Source organism: Clostridium coskatii (genome assembly GCF_001675205.1).
Lineage (GTDB): Bacteria > Bacillota > Clostridia > Clostridiales > Clostridiaceae > Clostridium_B > Clostridium_B ljungdahlii.
Genome location: NZ_LROR01000054.1, coordinates 178,875 through 193,969 on the forward strand (window position 1 = coordinate 178,875; position 15,095 = coordinate 193,969).

Annotated in this window: 15 protein-coding genes; 12 read left to right on the top strand and 3 right to left on the bottom strand. The window is 31.2% G+C overall.

The window, feature by feature from the left end:
• Nucleotides 1-336: 336 nt before the first annotated feature.
• The 8 genes from CLCOS_RS13380 (at nt 337) to CLCOS_RS13415 (ending at nt 7,436) form a co-directional block, all read left to right on the top strand.
• Entirely contained in the window at nt 337-828 is a 492-nt protein-coding gene (locus tag CLCOS_RS13380; RefSeq protein ID WP_063600265.1) for a MarR family transcriptional regulator, read from the top strand.
• A 164-nt stretch (nt 829-992) separates the two neighbouring features.
• Nucleotides 993-2,228 (top strand): MFS transporter, encoded by a 1,236-nt coding sequence (locus CLCOS_RS13385; protein WP_063600266.1) that lies wholly within the window; start codon nt 993-995, stop codon nt 2,226-2,228.
• Between the two features lie 128 nt (nt 2,229-2,356).
• Nucleotides 2,357-2,956: a Crp/Fnr family transcriptional regulator gene (locus CLCOS_RS13390; protein ID WP_063600267.1), complete on the top strand. Its 600-nt coding sequence runs from the start codon at nt 2,357-2,359 to the stop codon at nt 2,954-2,956.
• A gap of 64 nt (nt 2,957-3,020) precedes the next feature.
• A complete protein-coding gene (locus tag CLCOS_RS13395) occupies nt 3,021-3,821 on the top strand; it encodes an SDR family oxidoreductase (protein ID WP_063600268.1) in 801 nt (266 codons plus the stop codon).
• 132 nt (nt 3,822-3,953) lie between these two features.
• A complete protein-coding gene (locus CLCOS_RS13400; RefSeq protein ID WP_063600269.1) occupies nt 3,954-4,625 on the top strand; it encodes a response regulator transcription factor in 672 nt (223 codons plus the stop codon).
• A 68-nt stretch (nt 4,626-4,693) separates the two neighbouring features.
• Nucleotides 4,694-5,641, top strand: coding sequence for a sensor histidine kinase (locus tag CLCOS_RS13405; protein WP_063600270.1), 948 nt, complete (start codon nt 4,694-4,696; stop codon nt 5,639-5,641).
• Nucleotides 5,642-5,673: 32 nt separating this feature from the next.
• Nucleotides 5,674-7,053: an MATE family efflux transporter gene (locus CLCOS_RS13410; RefSeq protein WP_063600271.1), complete on the top strand. Its 1,380-nt coding sequence runs from the start codon at nt 5,674-5,676 to the stop codon at nt 7,051-7,053.
• A 38-nt stretch (nt 7,054-7,091) separates the two neighbouring features.
• A complete protein-coding gene (locus CLCOS_RS13415; protein ID WP_063600272.1) occupies nt 7,092-7,436 on the top strand; it encodes a cupin domain-containing protein in 345 nt (114 codons plus the stop codon).
• A gap of 25 nt (nt 7,437-7,461) precedes the next feature.
• Here the strand turns inward: CLCOS_RS13415 and CLCOS_RS13420 are convergent, their stop codons facing one another.
• A complete protein-coding gene (locus CLCOS_RS13420) occupies nt 7,462-7,893 on the bottom strand; it encodes a MerR family transcriptional regulator (RefSeq protein ID WP_013238086.1) in 432 nt (143 codons plus the stop codon).
• 136 nt (nt 7,894-8,029) lie between these two features.
• Between CLCOS_RS13420 and CLCOS_RS13425 the strand changes: the two genes are divergently transcribed.
• The 4 genes from CLCOS_RS13425 (at nt 8,030) to CLCOS_RS13440 (ending at nt 12,435) form a co-directional block, all read left to right on the top strand.
• Complete coding sequence (locus CLCOS_RS13425; protein WP_063600273.1) at nt 8,030-8,542, top strand: flavodoxin; 513 nt, start codon at nt 8,030-8,032, stop codon at nt 8,540-8,542.
• Between the two features lie 85 nt (nt 8,543-8,627).
• The gene (locus CLCOS_RS13430) at nt 8,628-9,593 is read left to right on the top strand and encodes a metallophosphoesterase family protein (protein WP_063600274.1); all 966 of its coding nucleotides are present in this window, start codon (nt 8,628-8,630) and stop codon (nt 9,591-9,593) included.
• 138 nt (nt 9,594-9,731) lie between these two features.
• The gene (locus tag CLCOS_RS13435; protein WP_063600275.1) at nt 9,732-10,499 is read left to right on the top strand and encodes an ABC transporter ATP-binding protein; all 768 of its coding nucleotides are present in this window, start codon (nt 9,732-9,734) and stop codon (nt 10,497-10,499) included.
• Complete coding sequence (locus CLCOS_RS13440) at nt 10,492-12,435, top strand: ABC transporter permease (protein WP_063600276.1); 1,944 nt, start codon at nt 10,492-10,494, stop codon at nt 12,433-12,435. Before CLCOS_RS13435 ends, CLCOS_RS13440 begins: the two co-directional genes overlap by 8 nt.
• Nucleotides 12,436-12,495: 60 nt before the next feature.
• Here CLCOS_RS13440 and CLCOS_RS13445 read toward each other — a convergent pair whose 3' ends face one another.
• Nucleotides 12,496-13,698 (bottom strand): MFS transporter, encoded by a 1,203-nt coding sequence (locus CLCOS_RS13445; protein WP_013238091.1) that lies wholly within the window; start codon nt 13,696-13,698, stop codon nt 12,496-12,498.
• 111 nt (nt 13,699-13,809) lie between these two features.
• The gene (locus tag CLCOS_RS13450; protein WP_063600277.1) at nt 13,810-15,018 is read right to left on the bottom strand and encodes an MFS transporter; all 1,209 of its coding nucleotides are present in this window, start codon (nt 15,016-15,018) and stop codon (nt 13,810-13,812) included.
• Between the last annotated feature and the right edge of the window lie 77 nt (nt 15,019-15,095).

Sequence of the window (15,095 nt, forward strand, 5' to 3'; positions counted from 1 at the left end):
CTTTGATTTTAGAGCTTTAATACTGCCTAATACTCTGCCGGCATGAATTTTATTAGTATTTTTAACCCTTAATTATATATTACACTATGACATAATGTTAGGGTCAATACTTTTAAAAATATTGTGAAGCAATAAATTTTTGAGATAGGATTCTAGCACATCTTCTTTTGAAGTAAAGTTATGATAAAAAGTTTTTTCCCCAAATCTGCGTGAGCAACTAATTTTAACAGTTAAAATGGTAAATTGTTTAAAAATAGATGGATTTGAATATTGTTGAAATAGAAACAAAAGTTTAATATAATATTGTTAATGTGTCAACAGATGGGAGGACAAACCATGAACAGGAATAAAGCGGAACATATCATAAAGGGTTTTAGTGATGTATATAATAAAATGGTTTCACTTAATAAGTTTAAGATGGAAGCTAGTCTTAAAGAATATACGTCTTCTGAAGTGCATTGTATCGAATATATTGGAGAAAATATAGATTCTAACGTGACAAAACTTGCTGAAGCCTTTTATATGACTAGGGGTGCTATAAGTAAAATAACCAAGAAGCTCATAAAAAAAGGGGCAATTGAAAGCTATCAGAGGCCAGATAATAAGAAGGAAATTTATTTTAGGCTTACTAAACAGGGGCAGAAAACTTATAAAGTCCATGAGGGATTGCACAAAGAGTTTCAAGAGCGAGATAAATCTGTATTTGAGCAGGTAACTGAGGAACAATTAGATATGATGCTTAACTTCATGGAAAAGTATAGTAGGCACTTGGATGCAGAAATAAAGAAACAAGGTCTAGACATAAAAGATCAAAATGATTTTCAATAGTGTGATTGTATCAAAAAATAATTTAAAGCAGAGCTGTATGAAAATGCTGGAATATCAGCGATTTCATATAGCTTTATTTTATTGTTGACAGGGAAACAATAAAATGATAGAATGATTATGTTGCCAAGGAAACAAAAAATATAATTTTTGGAGGGAGAATTTAAATGTCAATATTTAGATCATACAAAGAATTGAACACAGAACAGACCATAGATAAAAAGGCTTTAATATTCGGTATTATATCTATGTTTCTTTGCGGGTTAGGCTTCACTATCGCAGCACCTGTGATTCCATTCTTAGTTAAGCCTTATATAAGCAATCCTGGAGATCAAGCTATAGTTGTTACGCTGCTTACCTCTGTTTATGCAATTTGCGTATTTTTTGCAGCTCCAGTACTTGGAGCTTTCAGTGACAAATATGGTCGCCGCCCAGTGCTCTTAATATGCCTTTTTGGTTCATCAGTGGGGTACTTAGTTTTTGGTATAGGAGGAGCGTTATGGATACTATTTGCTGGACGTATAATAGATGGGGTAACAGGTGGGGACATAAGCACTATTTTAGCATACTTTGCAGATATCATTCCTCCAGATCAGAGAACCAAATACTTTGGATGGGCCAGTGCAGTTGTAGGCGTAGGTACTGTTATTGGACCAACTTTAGGTGGATTACTTGCTAAGTTTGGTTATTCTGTCCCAATGTATTTTGGAGCAATAATAACTATATTGAATGTTGTTTATGGATTCTTTTTTATGCCTGAGAGTCTTGATAAGAATAATAGGCTGAAAGAGATTACCTTTGTAAGACTTAACCCATTTACACAGCTCGTAAACATACTTTCTATAAAAAACTTAAAAAGACTGCTTGTATCAGCATTTTTACTTTGGATACCTAACGGGTCTTTACAGGCAGTTTTTTCACAATTTACAATGGATACCTTCAATTGGAAACCTGCAATAATTGGACTTATGTTTTCAATTATGGGATTTCAAGATATCATTTCACAAAGCTTAATAATGCCAAAGCTTTTGATAAAACTCAGTGATAAACAGATAGCAGTTCTTGGAATGGCTTCAGAGATTATAGGCTATGGTTTTATTGCAACATCAGCTTTGCTCTCATTTTATCCTATTCTTATCGCTGGAATGTTTATATTTGCTTTTGGTGATTCCATATTTGGGCCTTCGTTTAATGGGATGCTCTCCAAATCTGTCGCTTCCAGTGAACAAGGAAGGATTCAAGGAGGAAGCCAATCTATTCAAGCTTTAGCAAGAATCATTGGACCTATCATTGGAGGTCAAATATATGTAGCACTTGGACATGCTGCACCTGCTTTTATGGGTATGATACTTACAGCAGCAGCGATACCAGTTTTATATGAAGGTATTCATGTAAATAAGTAAATATAAAGTTTTTAGTATATAGTTATTATTTTATATATTCCAGAAATTTAATGCTTTACACTTTCTATGTAAATTTTAGAGTTTATGATATGCTTTAAGTAAATATTTGAAAGAGGAGAGTTTTTTACATGAATGAAAATGTAAATAATGTTTTATGGGAGAACCTTTTAAAAAGTAATGGGATTTCTCTTGATGAGGAAAGTATTGATTTATTGAGTAATATTTCTAAGCCTAGGGTATTAAAAAAGGAGATGTTCTTCTTACAGGAAGGTGAAAAATCTACTGAAATAGGTTTTATTATTAAGGGTGTCTTTCGATCTTATTATATTGACAAATCAGGTAATGATGTAACGAAATATTTTTATTTAGAAGGGGATATATTATTCTCTTATGCAGCATATCTATCTCAAAAAGAATCCATGTATTGTATACAAGCACTAGAAGATAGTGAAATTCTTGTAGTCAAAATTTCTGATTTTGAGAAAATAGTGGAAGGAAATTATCAATTACTTTTATTTTACAAAAAAATGATTGATAAGGTACTTGTCATAAAAGAAGAGTATGCAGTTAGTTTTAAATTATTAAACAGTGTAAAGCGTTATAAACAATTTCTTGATACATATCCTGGTTTGGAAGACCGTATTAAGAAGTGTCATCTTGCATCCTATTTAGGGATAACTCCTGTGTCCCTTAGCAGAATAAGAAGAAAATTAAATCTTAACAAATGATAATGCAGGAAATCTCTAGGTGATTTATGATGTAGTTAATTTTTATTACTGGAGGTTAATTGTTATGAAAGATGAAATAGTTGTTTTAATTACTGGATGTTCTACAGGGATTGGAAGAGAGCTTTGTAGTATATTGTTTCACAAAGGATGTACGGTTGTTGCAACAGCAAGAAATGTAGAAACTTTAAAAGATTTATCTGCATCCTTAAAATTATCACTGAATGTTACCCAAAAAGAATCTATTCACAGGACAATAAATCAAGTGATATCAAAGTTTCATAAAATTGATATTCTTATAAATAACGCAGGTTATTCACTTAGAGGAGCTTTAGAAGAAATTGATGTAAATAGTGCGAAAAGTATGTTTGATGTAAATGTATTTGGTATAATTAATATGGTTCAAGCAGTTGTTCCAGAAATGCGTAAAAAACGATGTGGAAAGATTATAAATATTGGTTCTATTTCAGGAAAATTTGCTCAACCTATTAATGGGACTTATTGTGCATCAAAATTTGCAGTTGAGGCATTAAGTGACACACTGCGTTTAGAATTGCACAGCTATAATATTGAGAGCACCGTCATTGAACCAGGTCCCATGAAAACCAATTTTTTTAACACATTAGTGGATAATTCAGGGGATCTTATGGGAAATTCCCAATCTTGTTATTCACATTTTTATAAATCAGATGATAAATATAGAAAAAAGCAAAAACAAGCTGATCCTAAAGAAGCAGCACAAGCTATTAGTAATATAATTTTGAAAAAACGAATTAATGCTCGTTATAAAGTTACTGTTCCCTTCATATATAGTATGGTTACATATTTTCCTGATTTCCTAAGAGAATATTTTATGAAAAAGAGATAAATAAAGTATTATTTTACTATTTATATTCATTGTCTCATAATATGATATTTAAATCAGATGAAATAATATGAAAATAATAGAGATTTATTGTATAATAAAAAAGGAAATTTATAAAAGTACAGGGAGTAGGATATGTATAAAATTTTAATTGTTGAAGACGATATGGCAATTGCAAAGTCAATGAAAAATTATCTCAGTGGATGGAATTATGAAACTGAATTTATAACTGATTTCAAAGACATTACTGCAGAATTCATTAAGTTTGGGCCACATCTTGTACTTTTGGATATATCCCTACCATTCTTCAATGGATATCATTGGTGCAGTGAAATTCGCAGGATATCAAGGGTACCTATTATTTTTATCTCTTCTATGTCCGATAATATGAATATCATTATGGCCGTAAATATGGGTGGTGATGATTTTATTCCCAAACCTTTTGATTTAAATATTCTTGTGGCAAAGGTGCAGGCATTGTTAAGAAGAACATATTCTTTTGGCGGAAAGATGGATATAATTGAGCATAATGGTGTAGTGCTAAATTTAAGCAGTGCTGCTATCGAATATGAAAATAAAAAAATTGAACTTACAAAAAATGAATTTAAGATACTTCAAATTTTGCTTGAGAATGTTGAAAAAGTAGTTCCAAGAGATGTTATTATGACAAGGCTTTGGGAAAGTGACAGCTATATAGATGATAATACTTTAACTGTTAATGTAACCCGTCTTAGAAAAAAACTTTCAGATGCTGGTATTTGTGACTTTATTAAGACAAAAAAAGGCATTGGATATATGGTGGAATAATATGAAAGAAAAATCTTTTTTACAGCTTTTATTATGTTATGTTAAAGGTCATAAAAAAGCAATAATTAATGTACGGCATTTTTATTGGAATCTTTGCTGTAGTATTTTCATTATATTCACTGCAGCTTGAGCCAGTTTTGTATGCCTTCTTTTTATCGTCAATTGCAGCTTTCCTTTTTATTATTTACGATTTTATTAAGTGCTATAAAAAGCATAATAAACTTTGTATTATTGAGAAAAAGATAAATATAGGGTTAGATAAACTGCCGGCAGCTAATAATTTAATTGAAGCTGACTATCAGAATGTTTTGCAGACACTTTATAAACAAAGTACGGAACTAATTTCAAAAACAGATATTAAGCAGTCAGAAATGATAGATTATTATACCCTATGGGCACATCAAATTAAAACACCTATTGCAGCAATGAGATTAATACTGCAAAGCGAATATAGTGAACAAAACAAGGAATTATTTGAGCAGACCTTTAAAATTGAGCAGTATGTTGAAATGGTGCTAGGATACCTAAAAATTGATAGTGCCTCATCGGATCTGGTGCTTAAAAACTATAGTTTACTTCAGATTATAAAACAAGTTATAAGAAAATATGCACATGTATTTGTTAGGAAAAATATAGCCCTTGATTTAAAAGAAGTGGATTGTACTGTGCTAACAGATGAAAAGTGGCTGGTATTTGTAATTGAACAAATACTATGGAATGCATTAAAATATACAAGCAGCGGTAAAATATCAATATATATGGAGGAAGCTTTTAGAAAGGTGCTTATAATTGAAGATACAGGAGTAGGCATTGCAGAGGAAGATTTGCCAAGGGTATTTGAAAAAGGTTTTACTGGATATAATGGACGTGCTGATAAAAAGGCTACGGGAATAGGACTTTACCTTTGTAAAAAGATATTAGATAAGCTTTCACACACAATAACCATTACCTCCAAGGTTGGTGTTGGAACAACGGTAAAGATAAATCTTTCTTCTGTGAAAACTATAATTGAATAATTTGTGCAAAAAATTAGGAAGGTGAATTAGAAATGGATAGTATAAATGAACTTAGAAATGGAAAAATTAATAATTTGTTGTGGAAATTCTCATGGCCAGCAGTAATCGCCATGCTGATAAATTCCCTGTATAATATTATTGACCGAATATTTGTAGGACGAGGAGTTGGTTCAATTGCAATTGCAGCTACAACTGTAGCTTTTCCGATTATGCTTATTCTTATGGCAGTATCTGTACTGATTGGTGTTGGTGCTACCTCACTCATATCTATTCGTTTGGGAGAAAAAAAGCCAGAGGAAGCTGAAAAGATTATGGGGAATGCTATATTTTTGTTGATCTTATTGCCACTGTGTATCAGTATTATTTATTTTCTTTTTAGTAATTCTATTTTGACTTTTTTTGGAGCTAGTGCCGAGGTTTTGCCTTATGCCAAAGAATTTACACATATTATAATGTTAGCATCATGGGTGGGTTCTCTGAGTATGGGAATGGTTAATTTTATTAGAGCTGAAGGTAATCCTAGAATGTCCATGTATACTCAAGTAATTGGAACGGCAATTAATATAGTCCTTAATTATATTTTTGTTATGAAGCTAGGCATTGGAATTAAAGGATCTGCACTGGCAACAGTTTGTGGCCAAACATTTTCAGCCATTTGGGTCTTAAGTTATTTTCAATCGAAAGCTAGTTTCCTCAAAATACGAATAAAAAATCTCAAATTGCAGAAGAACTTAGTCATTAGTATTATGTGTATTGGTTTTGCACCTTTTTCAATGCAATTAGCTAACAGTCTTCAAAACGTTATTTTGAATAAAGCATTAATGACTTATGGTGGAGACATAGCACTATCGGCTATGGGCATTGTTGGTAGTATAGCTACTTTAATGTTTATGCCCATACTTGGTGTTAGTCAGGGAGCTCAACCTATTATCGGTTTTAATTATGGTGCCCAGCAATTTGATAGAGTAAAAGAAACTTTGAAGAAAGCCATAATTGTAGGTATAGTAATTGCCACATTCAGTACTGCAGTGGTACACTTATGGCCAACTCAAATTGCTGGTATGTTTTCTAACAATAATGTAAAATTGAATAAACTAACTGCCCATGCAATGTCAATGTTTTTCCTTATGTTTCCTGTAGCGGGTTTTCAAATTGTTAGTTCTCAATATTTTCAAGCAGTTGGAAAGCCAATTCAATCTACGATCCTTGGACTATCAAGACAACTGCTGGTATTAATTCCTCTATTGCTAGTATTGCCCCGCTTTTGGGGTACTGAAGGTGTATGGATGACTCCGCCTATCGCAGATGTTTTATCTGCCCTTATAACTGGGATTTTTATATTCCTAGAAATGAAACATATAAATGAGAATTGTATAACTCAAGATACCGATTTTAAAAAGGCTAATTCTTAAAAAATATTTTAATACTAAAAAATTATGGAGGATGAAAAATGATTAATAATGAAAAAAGAGAAATTATTAGACAAGACAATGTAAATGGAGCAAATGGATATATTTTAAAAGAAAGTTTATTAGCTACTGAATACTTAGGAGAACACTGCAAATTATTTTCAAAAATTACTTTGAAACCAGGCTGTGAAATTGGATATCATGAGCATCATGATGAGACTGAAACATATTACTTTTTGTCAGGAAAGGGAATGTATCAGGATAATAAAGATGAAATCCCTGTTAAGGCAGGAGATGTTACTTTTTGTGAGGATGGAAATGGCCATGGAGTTAAAAACACAGGAACTGAAGATATAGAATTTATTGCACTAATTTTAAAAAAATAAGTAAAAAAGTGAGACTTATATAGCCTCACTTTTCTGTATCTTTATTCAGAAATTTCATAGCCAGTTCTTCCTGTAAACCGGGAACTTCAGTAGTTCCCCTTTTCTTTGATATTCTGTAGAATTCGCATTTATAATTGATACGGTGAAGCGCATTTTGTAAGAGTGCAATTTGCTTTTCCGTTTTTTTCTTCTGATGAAGGAATAGCTCATATCGCTGCTCAATGGTAGAATCGCCTTCTTCACACCATTCAAAAAACTGTTTGATGTCCTTAAGTGGCATCCCTGTATTCTTTAAACATGATATCATTTTCAAGCATTCAACATCTGTATCATTAAATATTCTTATATTACCAGAAGTTCTATTGACAAGTGGGAGAAGTCCTTCTTTGTCATAGTAGCGTAGAGTTGATATGGATATGTCTAGCATTTTTGAAATATCACCAATTGAATAATTCATAAATTTCCTCCAATAAAATTAAATTAAGTATTGACCTAAAGTTAGATTTAGGTATTATTATATACCTATCATAAGATATAAATGAAGCTTATGCAAGGCTAGAATATATTTTAATCAAAGAAGAAGGGGAAAAAATATGGATGTAAAAGAATTGGAAAAGGTATCTGATTTTACATTAGGGGAAGAAAATACTACTTATGTAAAGTATTTTACTGGAAAAAGCTATTTAAGTGTTTTAAATACTAAAGAAGTGGTTATATGGAATGTTACATTTGAACCAGTAAAGTCTTATACAGGTGATTATAATTCAGTAGTTGAACAAGGAAAACGGAAAGTAGACCGTGGATTTAAACCGGAAATAAAACCTCTTCTAGTAAATCTGGAAGACTATGATACGATTATTATAGGCACTCTTGTGTGGTGGTATACCTATGCCCCAGCAGTTGCAACTTTCTTATCTGAATACGATTTGTCAGGCAAGACGATAATTCCATTTGTAACGAATGGAGGATGGATTGGGCATACATTAAAGGATATTAAAAAGGTTTGTAAAAATACCGCTGTTACAAATGTGATTGATATTGGATTTAACACAGACAAAATGGTAATGTCTGAATCCAATCTTGAGAAATGGATTGCTAGTTTGTAAGAGTTTGTTTAAAATCAAATGTATGGAAATGTAATTTTTTAGTATGCAAATTTATTAGTTATTAAAGGTAGGTGATTTAAAGTATATGAAAAAATTAAAATTAATAGTGTTAATAATATTATTAGTATCAATTTCCTTATCAATAATATATGTTAGAAGGGTTTTAATAGGAAATTATAGGGTTAAACAAGAAGAGTCTATGGATAAGAAAAAAACAGAGAATAATACTTTAAAATTTGCTGTTTTAGGTGATGTACATGGGGATATTAAAAAATTACAAAATGCTATTAATGACGTACATAGTATAGATGGAAATATGGATACTTTAATATTAAATGGTGATAATGTGGATCAAGGAGTAAAGATGCAGTACTATGCATTAGAACTTACGCTGTGGAAAAATAAGAATATTATTCCTAAAAAAATAATTAAAAATATTGGTAACCATGATTATTTTGATTATTCTAAAGGTACAAATAAGCCAAAAGATGTTCAACATTTTATAAAAATGTATTTAGATTTTGCAGGTGAAAAGTCTGTATATCATGATACCTGGATTAAAGGATACCATTTTATATCTCTGGGTTCAGAAACTGGAAATACGAAAAAGTTAGGATCGGTGGATGCTTTTTTATCACAAAATCAATTTAGTTGGCTCAAAGAAAGGTTAGGTCAAAAATATAAAAAAAATAGACCTATTTTTGTATTTTTACATCAAAATTTGGATAGTAGTATAGGATGGAAAGGATTAAAAGAAGATCAAGAAAAAGAACTTAGAGATATTCTGTCATCATATCCAGAAGTTATTTTGTTTACTTCCCATACTCATATCCTATTAAATATAGATAATGTAAAAACAAACTTACCTTTTACTACAGCACATACAGGGGCAGTTCGATATGCTATAAAGCCAGAAAAGGATGGTATAAAAAGGCTTTATAATGAAAGTCAAGGTTTATATGTACAAGTAAATGGGAATAAAGTCTTAATTAAAGGAAGAGATTTTGTAAAAAAAGAATGGGTATTTTCAAAAGAAGTTGTACACTATTGAAAATATTAAAAAATACAGTAAAAAAGTATCTTACAAAGATGTAAGGTTAGAAGGAGAAATGTAAGCCAAAGTTATGGTTCTGCATTTCTCTTTTTTTTATAATTATAGTATAGTCAAAGTGAACAGAGGAGGAAGCAAATGAAGTTATTAGAAGTAAATAATTTAAAGAAAATATATTCATCAAGATTTGGAGGAAATCAGGTTCAAGCCTTAAGTAATGTAACCTTTTCAGTGGAGAAGGGAGAATATGTAGCAATTATGGGAGAGTCAGGTTCGGGAAAAACTACATTACTTAATATACTGGCATCTTTAGATAAGCCAACTAGCGGTGAGATTTTACTGCAGGGTAAGAATATTGTAGCAATTAAAGAAAGTGAAATCACTGCATTTCGCAGAGAAAATTTAGGCTTTGTATTTCAAGATTTTAACTTACTTGATACCTTTTCTTTAAAAGATAATATTTTTTTACCACTTGTTTTATCAAGAAAATCCTATGGGGAAATGGCAAAAAGATTGAAGCCTATTGCAGAAAAATTGGGAATAGAGCATATACTGGAAAAATTTCCTTATGAGGTATCAGGAGGACAGAAGCAAAGAGCAGCTGTTGCTAGAGCTTTAATTACAGATCCACAGCTTATTTTAGCAGATGAGCCCACAGGAGCTCTTGATTCAAAATCAACAGATCAGCTTTTAAAATTATTTTCAGAGATTAATAATGAAGGGCAGACAATTGTTATGGTCACTCACAGTACCAAGGCAGCAAGCCATGCGGGAAGGGTGCTTTTTATAAAAGATGGGGAAGTGTTTCATCAACTTTATAGAGGTTCAATGTCAAAGGAGGAGATGTTTGAAAAAATTTCAAATACACTTACAGTGATTACTACTGGAGGGGAAGCAAATGAGTAAGTTATTTTATCAGAGGTTAGCAGTAATAAACATCAAAAAAAATAGTAAGACTTATTTTCCATTTATACTTACTTGTATATGTACAATTATGATGTTTTATATAATGTATGCAATTTCAATAAATAAAGGACTGGATGGAGTCAGTGGTGCTGCTAGCCTAAAGTCAATTCTCTTTTTAGGAACAATAGTAATAGGAATATTTTCAGCTATATTTCTTTTTTATACAAATAGTTTTCTTATTAAAAGACGTAAAAAAGAAATCGGACTTTATAATGTACTGGGACTTGAAAAAAAGCATATTGCAAAAATACTATGTTATGAGTGTATTTTTACTTCTGCTATCAGTTTAACAGTTGGACTTATTTTCGGTATTATTTTAAATAAGCTTATGTTTCTTTTGCTAATAAAAATGCTTAATTTTAAAGTACCCTTTGGATTTTCGGTTTCAATACCATCTCTTATAAAAACCTTAATTGTTTTTTGTAGTATCTTTTTTGCAACCTTGTTATCAAATTTATTTCAAATAAAAATATTAAAACCTATTGAACTTTTAAAAGGGTCTGAACAGGGGGAAAAAGAACCAAAAACAAAATGGATTATGACTATTATAGGAGTAGCAGCTCTTTGCAGTGGATATGGGATAGCATTAAATGTTAAGTCACCTCTTGCGGCTTTGAATTTATTCTTTGCTGCAGTTATTCTGGTTATGATAGGAACCTATGCAATCTTTACAGCAGCAAGTATTGCAGTATTAAAGTTTCTTAGAAGACAGAAGAACTTTTACTATAAGACAGGAAATTTTATATCTGTTTCTGGTATGATGTATAGAATGAAGCAAAATGCAGTAGGACTTGCAAATATTTGCATCTTAAGTACTGCCGTACTTGTTATGCTTTCAACTACAATTTCTCTATATGTGGGTATGGAAGATTTTCTAAAGCTTCGTTATCCAAGAGATATAGTTATAACGTCTAGAGAAACTAATAAAAATCAAATACAAAAGCTGGATGAGATTTTAAATGTTGAATCAAAGAGTAATAAAGTAGATATGAAAGATAAGCTCTATTATCTGGATAATAGTTTAGAAGCTGTGAAAAAAGATGGTGAATTTTTATCTGTAAGTAAAAACACTGATAAGTCGAAGGTTTCTGTTATAGAGGTTATTCCTATTTCAGATTATAATAGATTAGAAGGAAAGAATATTACTCTTAATGATGATGAAGTAATTCTCTTCTCAAAAGTAAAGGATTATGTCGATAATACAATTAATATAGATAACAAAAACTTTAAAGTTAAACAAAGATTGGATAAACCTGTATCTGCTTTAAATAATGCTATGACGGATGTAGTAGATACCTATGTAATATTTGTAAATAATATAGATACTGTAGGAAAGAATGGATTCAAGGAATATACAATTGGCTTTAATATTAATGGCACTAATAAGGATATACTATCAATTTCTGATAAGTTAAATAAAAAATTTGTGCAAAATAAAATGAAAGTTGATGCTGAAAGTGCTGTAGCTGGCAGGGAAGATTTTCTTTCTCTATATGGTGGTTTGTTCTTTCTAGGTATATTCTTAGGCACATTATTTTTAATGGCAACAGTGCTTATTATTTATTACAAGCAGATATCAGAAGGATATGAAGATAAGGAACGTTTTGAAATCATGCAGAAAGTGGGAATGGACAAAAATGAAATAAAGAAGACCATAAGAAGTCAGGTATTAATGGTATTTTTCCTGCCTCTTGTTTTCACAGTAATCCATATTGCTTTTGCATTTCCAATGATTACAAAGATGCTTGCTGTTTTAGGTTTGAAAAGTGTAAACTTATTTATACTTTCAACTGCAGGAACGATAATTGTTTTTGCAGCAATTTATACAATTGTATTTTCTTTGACAGCCAGGGTATATTACAAAATTGTTGAATAATATGAAGTGTGACCACCAATTGGCAATATATTGAGCCAGCTGGTGGCTTTTTATTTTACTTTAGAAATAGGAAGAGCAAGTCTTTTTATTGTATATTGCATAAGCAAAAATTCCACACAGTAATGCTAAGGCACTAAAATTAAACAACCATACATAGCCCAATGAGGAAGCTATAGTTCCTCCTAGCAAAGGGCCTAGGCCCTGACCCAGGTTAGCACCAATAAAAAAAGTACTTGAAGCTAGTCCCTTTTTTTGACTTCCCAATTTATGAAAACACTCTGCTTGTAGAGCAGGTTGTGCAGTTCCCTGTCCAAATGCTTTAAAAATAGCTGCCAGAAGTATCATCCAAAGTGCACTTGCATGAGCTATTAGCAGTGCTTCTGTGATGCTGAACAATAATGCCGGATACATAACAGTTGAAAGTCCCTTTTTATCATACAGTTTTCCAGACATTGGTCTTGTGAAAATAAGAAACAATGCATTTACTGTGAAATACATTCCAATTCCATTTATCTTACGTTCTTCACCCAGTAAAACTAAAAATGAAGTGGCAAGTCCATTTCCCATAAAAAATAAGCCGCCAATTAAAGATAGTGGCAATATTTTAAATGCAATAATATCTTTTAAATGAATGGCATGTTTTTTGTCTACTGTATTTTTTATAGATATCTGATTTTTGTTTGGCAAAAAATTCATACACACTGCAGCTATTATAATTAGTACTGCTGATACTATAAAGGTTTTGGACATTCCAAATCGATTAGAAGCTTCTATTCCTATTTCAGGACCAAAGGCAGTTGCAATAATTTGACTGATTCCAAGATAACCTATACCTTCTCCCATTTTATTTTTTGGTATGAAATCCGTTGCCCAGGCAATACTTGTTGCACTAGTGATACTGAAACTAGCACCATGTATTATTCGAAAAAAAATTATAAATGTAATATTAGGTGACAAGCCATAACCTAATGTTGCAATTCCGTTTATAAAAGTACCAATTATCATTACATATTTTTTGCTAGTTCTATCTGTGAGTATTCCACCAAATGGTCCAATAAGCAATGCTGTAAATGAAAATAAACCTACAATTATGCCTGCAGTGCTTAGAGAGGCACCTAAATTGGAAGTGTACTTTGCTAAAAGTGGAAAAACAAGATAAAATGCCATGAAGGTAAGGGTATTAATCGCTAATAGGGAAATAAAATTGAAATTCCACAGTTTCATATCTTTTTTTGTTTCTAAATTTGATTTTGTTTCTGTCATATATAAATTCTTTCACCTCTAATATAATTAAATATGTTAGAAATCTAACAATTTGGTTTCTAACATTTATATTATACCTTACTAAAACCCATGTCAACTAAGGATAAGTTTTTAATTATTATTCAAATTTTCACTAACAATTTTGGACTTTGCTTTTTTTGCATTTAATGTATGAAAATAGTATATAACTATTCCAGAAAACAATAGTGCAGCACAAATATAAAAAACAGAAGTTAAACCAAATTTACCGGCTATGGTTCCTCCTATAATTGGTCCCAGTCCTTGTCCAGCATCATAGCCAATAAAATAAGTACTTGTGGCAATACCTACTCTACTAGGCCCTAGCTTTTTAACGCAAGTAGCTTGTAGTGCTGGTGAAAGTGAACTTTGTCCAATTCCATAGAGAACTGCTACTACTAATATCATCCAAAGGGATGAAGAAATTACTAATAGTAATGATGCGGCCATAGCCATGATAAAAGCAGGAAATGCTATAATTGATAAACCTTTATTATCAAGAAGTTTACCTGAAAGTGGCCTGATAATAAGAATTACAATGGCATTTACCGTAAAATAATAACCGATATTTGAGATATGTCTCTCATCACCTAGCAAAGCTAAAAAGCTTCCGATAACTCCATTCATAAACGTAAATAAACAAGCAAGAACAGCAAAAACAATCAGTTCCTTGGCAAAAAAATCACTAATTTTAATATGAAGCTTACTTACATTTAAATTTTCTCTATTTACTGGATTATATGGAATCATGGTCATAAGAGCTGCAGCAATCATAACAATAATACAAGATAGATAAAATACATATTTAAATCCAAATTGTGATGAAATCTCCAGTCCAAGATTTGGACTTATTGCAGTTGCCAAAATATATCCAAGCCCCATGAAACCTATTCCTTCACCTATTCTTTCTTTCGGCATATATGTTGTAGATAGAGCATTAATTACTGTAACACTTACTGAAAATGATATGCCCTGAACAATTCTAAAGAAAAAAAGAGTATATATATTGTACGAGATTTTTAAACCTAATGCTGAAACCGCCAGAAATATGGTTGAAACAACTAATAAATGTTTTTTGTTAAATCTGTCAGTTGAAAATCCAGCAAATGGACGAATAATAATAGATGTAATTGCAAAAATACCAGCAACTAAACCTGCTATGGACATTGTTGCACCTAAACTAATTGTATACTTAGGTAGTATTGGTGTCATCATAGTGAAACCAATAAAGACGAGAGCATTTATTATTAGCATTAGAATAAATGAAAAGTTCCATAGATTTTCTGTTTTTGATTGTTCCATAAAATCATCCCCCAAGGTTATTTTAATAATATAGTTATAGATGAAGCATCGTACGAATACGGCCTAACTTTTATTAT

Coding starts and splice junctions, on each gene's coding strand:
- CLCOS_RS13390 (WP_063600267.1), top strand. CDS start 2,357: ATGAATGAAAATGTAAATAATGTTTTATGGGAGAACCTTTTAAAAAGT.
- CLCOS_RS13445 (WP_013238091.1), bottom strand. CDS start 13,698: ATGACAGAAACAAAATCAAATTTAGAAACAAAAAAAGATATGAAACTG.
- CLCOS_RS13400 (WP_063600269.1), top strand. CDS start 3,954: ATGTATAAAATTTTAATTGTTGAAGACGATATGGCAATTGCAAAGTCA.
- CLCOS_RS13405 (WP_063600270.1), top strand. CDS start 4,694: ATGTACGGCATTTTTATTGGAATCTTTGCTGTAGTATTTTCATTATAT.
- CLCOS_RS13380 (WP_063600265.1), top strand. CDS start 337: ATGAACAGGAATAAAGCGGAACATATCATAAAGGGTTTTAGTGATGTA.
- CLCOS_RS13440 (WP_063600276.1), top strand. CDS start 10,492: ATGAGTAAGTTATTTTATCAGAGGTTAGCAGTAATAAACATCAAAAAA.
- CLCOS_RS13425 (WP_063600273.1), top strand. CDS start 8,030: ATGGATGTAAAAGAATTGGAAAAGGTATCTGATTTTACATTAGGGGAA.
- CLCOS_RS13450 (WP_063600277.1), bottom strand. CDS start 15,018: ATGGAACAATCAAAAACAGAAAATCTATGGAACTTTTCATTTATTCTA.
- CLCOS_RS13420 (WP_013238086.1), bottom strand. CDS start 7,893: ATGAATTATTCAATTGGTGATATTTCAAAAATGCTAGACATATCCATA.
- CLCOS_RS13435 (WP_063600275.1), top strand. CDS start 9,732: ATGAAGTTATTAGAAGTAAATAATTTAAAGAAAATATATTCATCAAGA.
- CLCOS_RS13415 (WP_063600272.1), top strand. CDS start 7,092: ATGATTAATAATGAAAAAAGAGAAATTATTAGACAAGACAATGTAAAT.
- CLCOS_RS13410 (WP_063600271.1), top strand. CDS start 5,674: ATGGATAGTATAAATGAACTTAGAAATGGAAAAATTAATAATTTGTTG.
- CLCOS_RS13395 (WP_063600268.1), top strand. CDS start 3,021: ATGAAAGATGAAATAGTTGTTTTAATTACTGGATGTTCTACAGGGATT.
- CLCOS_RS13385 (WP_063600266.1), top strand. CDS start 993: ATGTCAATATTTAGATCATACAAAGAATTGAACACAGAACAGACCATA.
- CLCOS_RS13430 (WP_063600274.1), top strand. CDS start 8,628: ATGAAAAAATTAAAATTAATAGTGTTAATAATATTATTAGTATCAATT.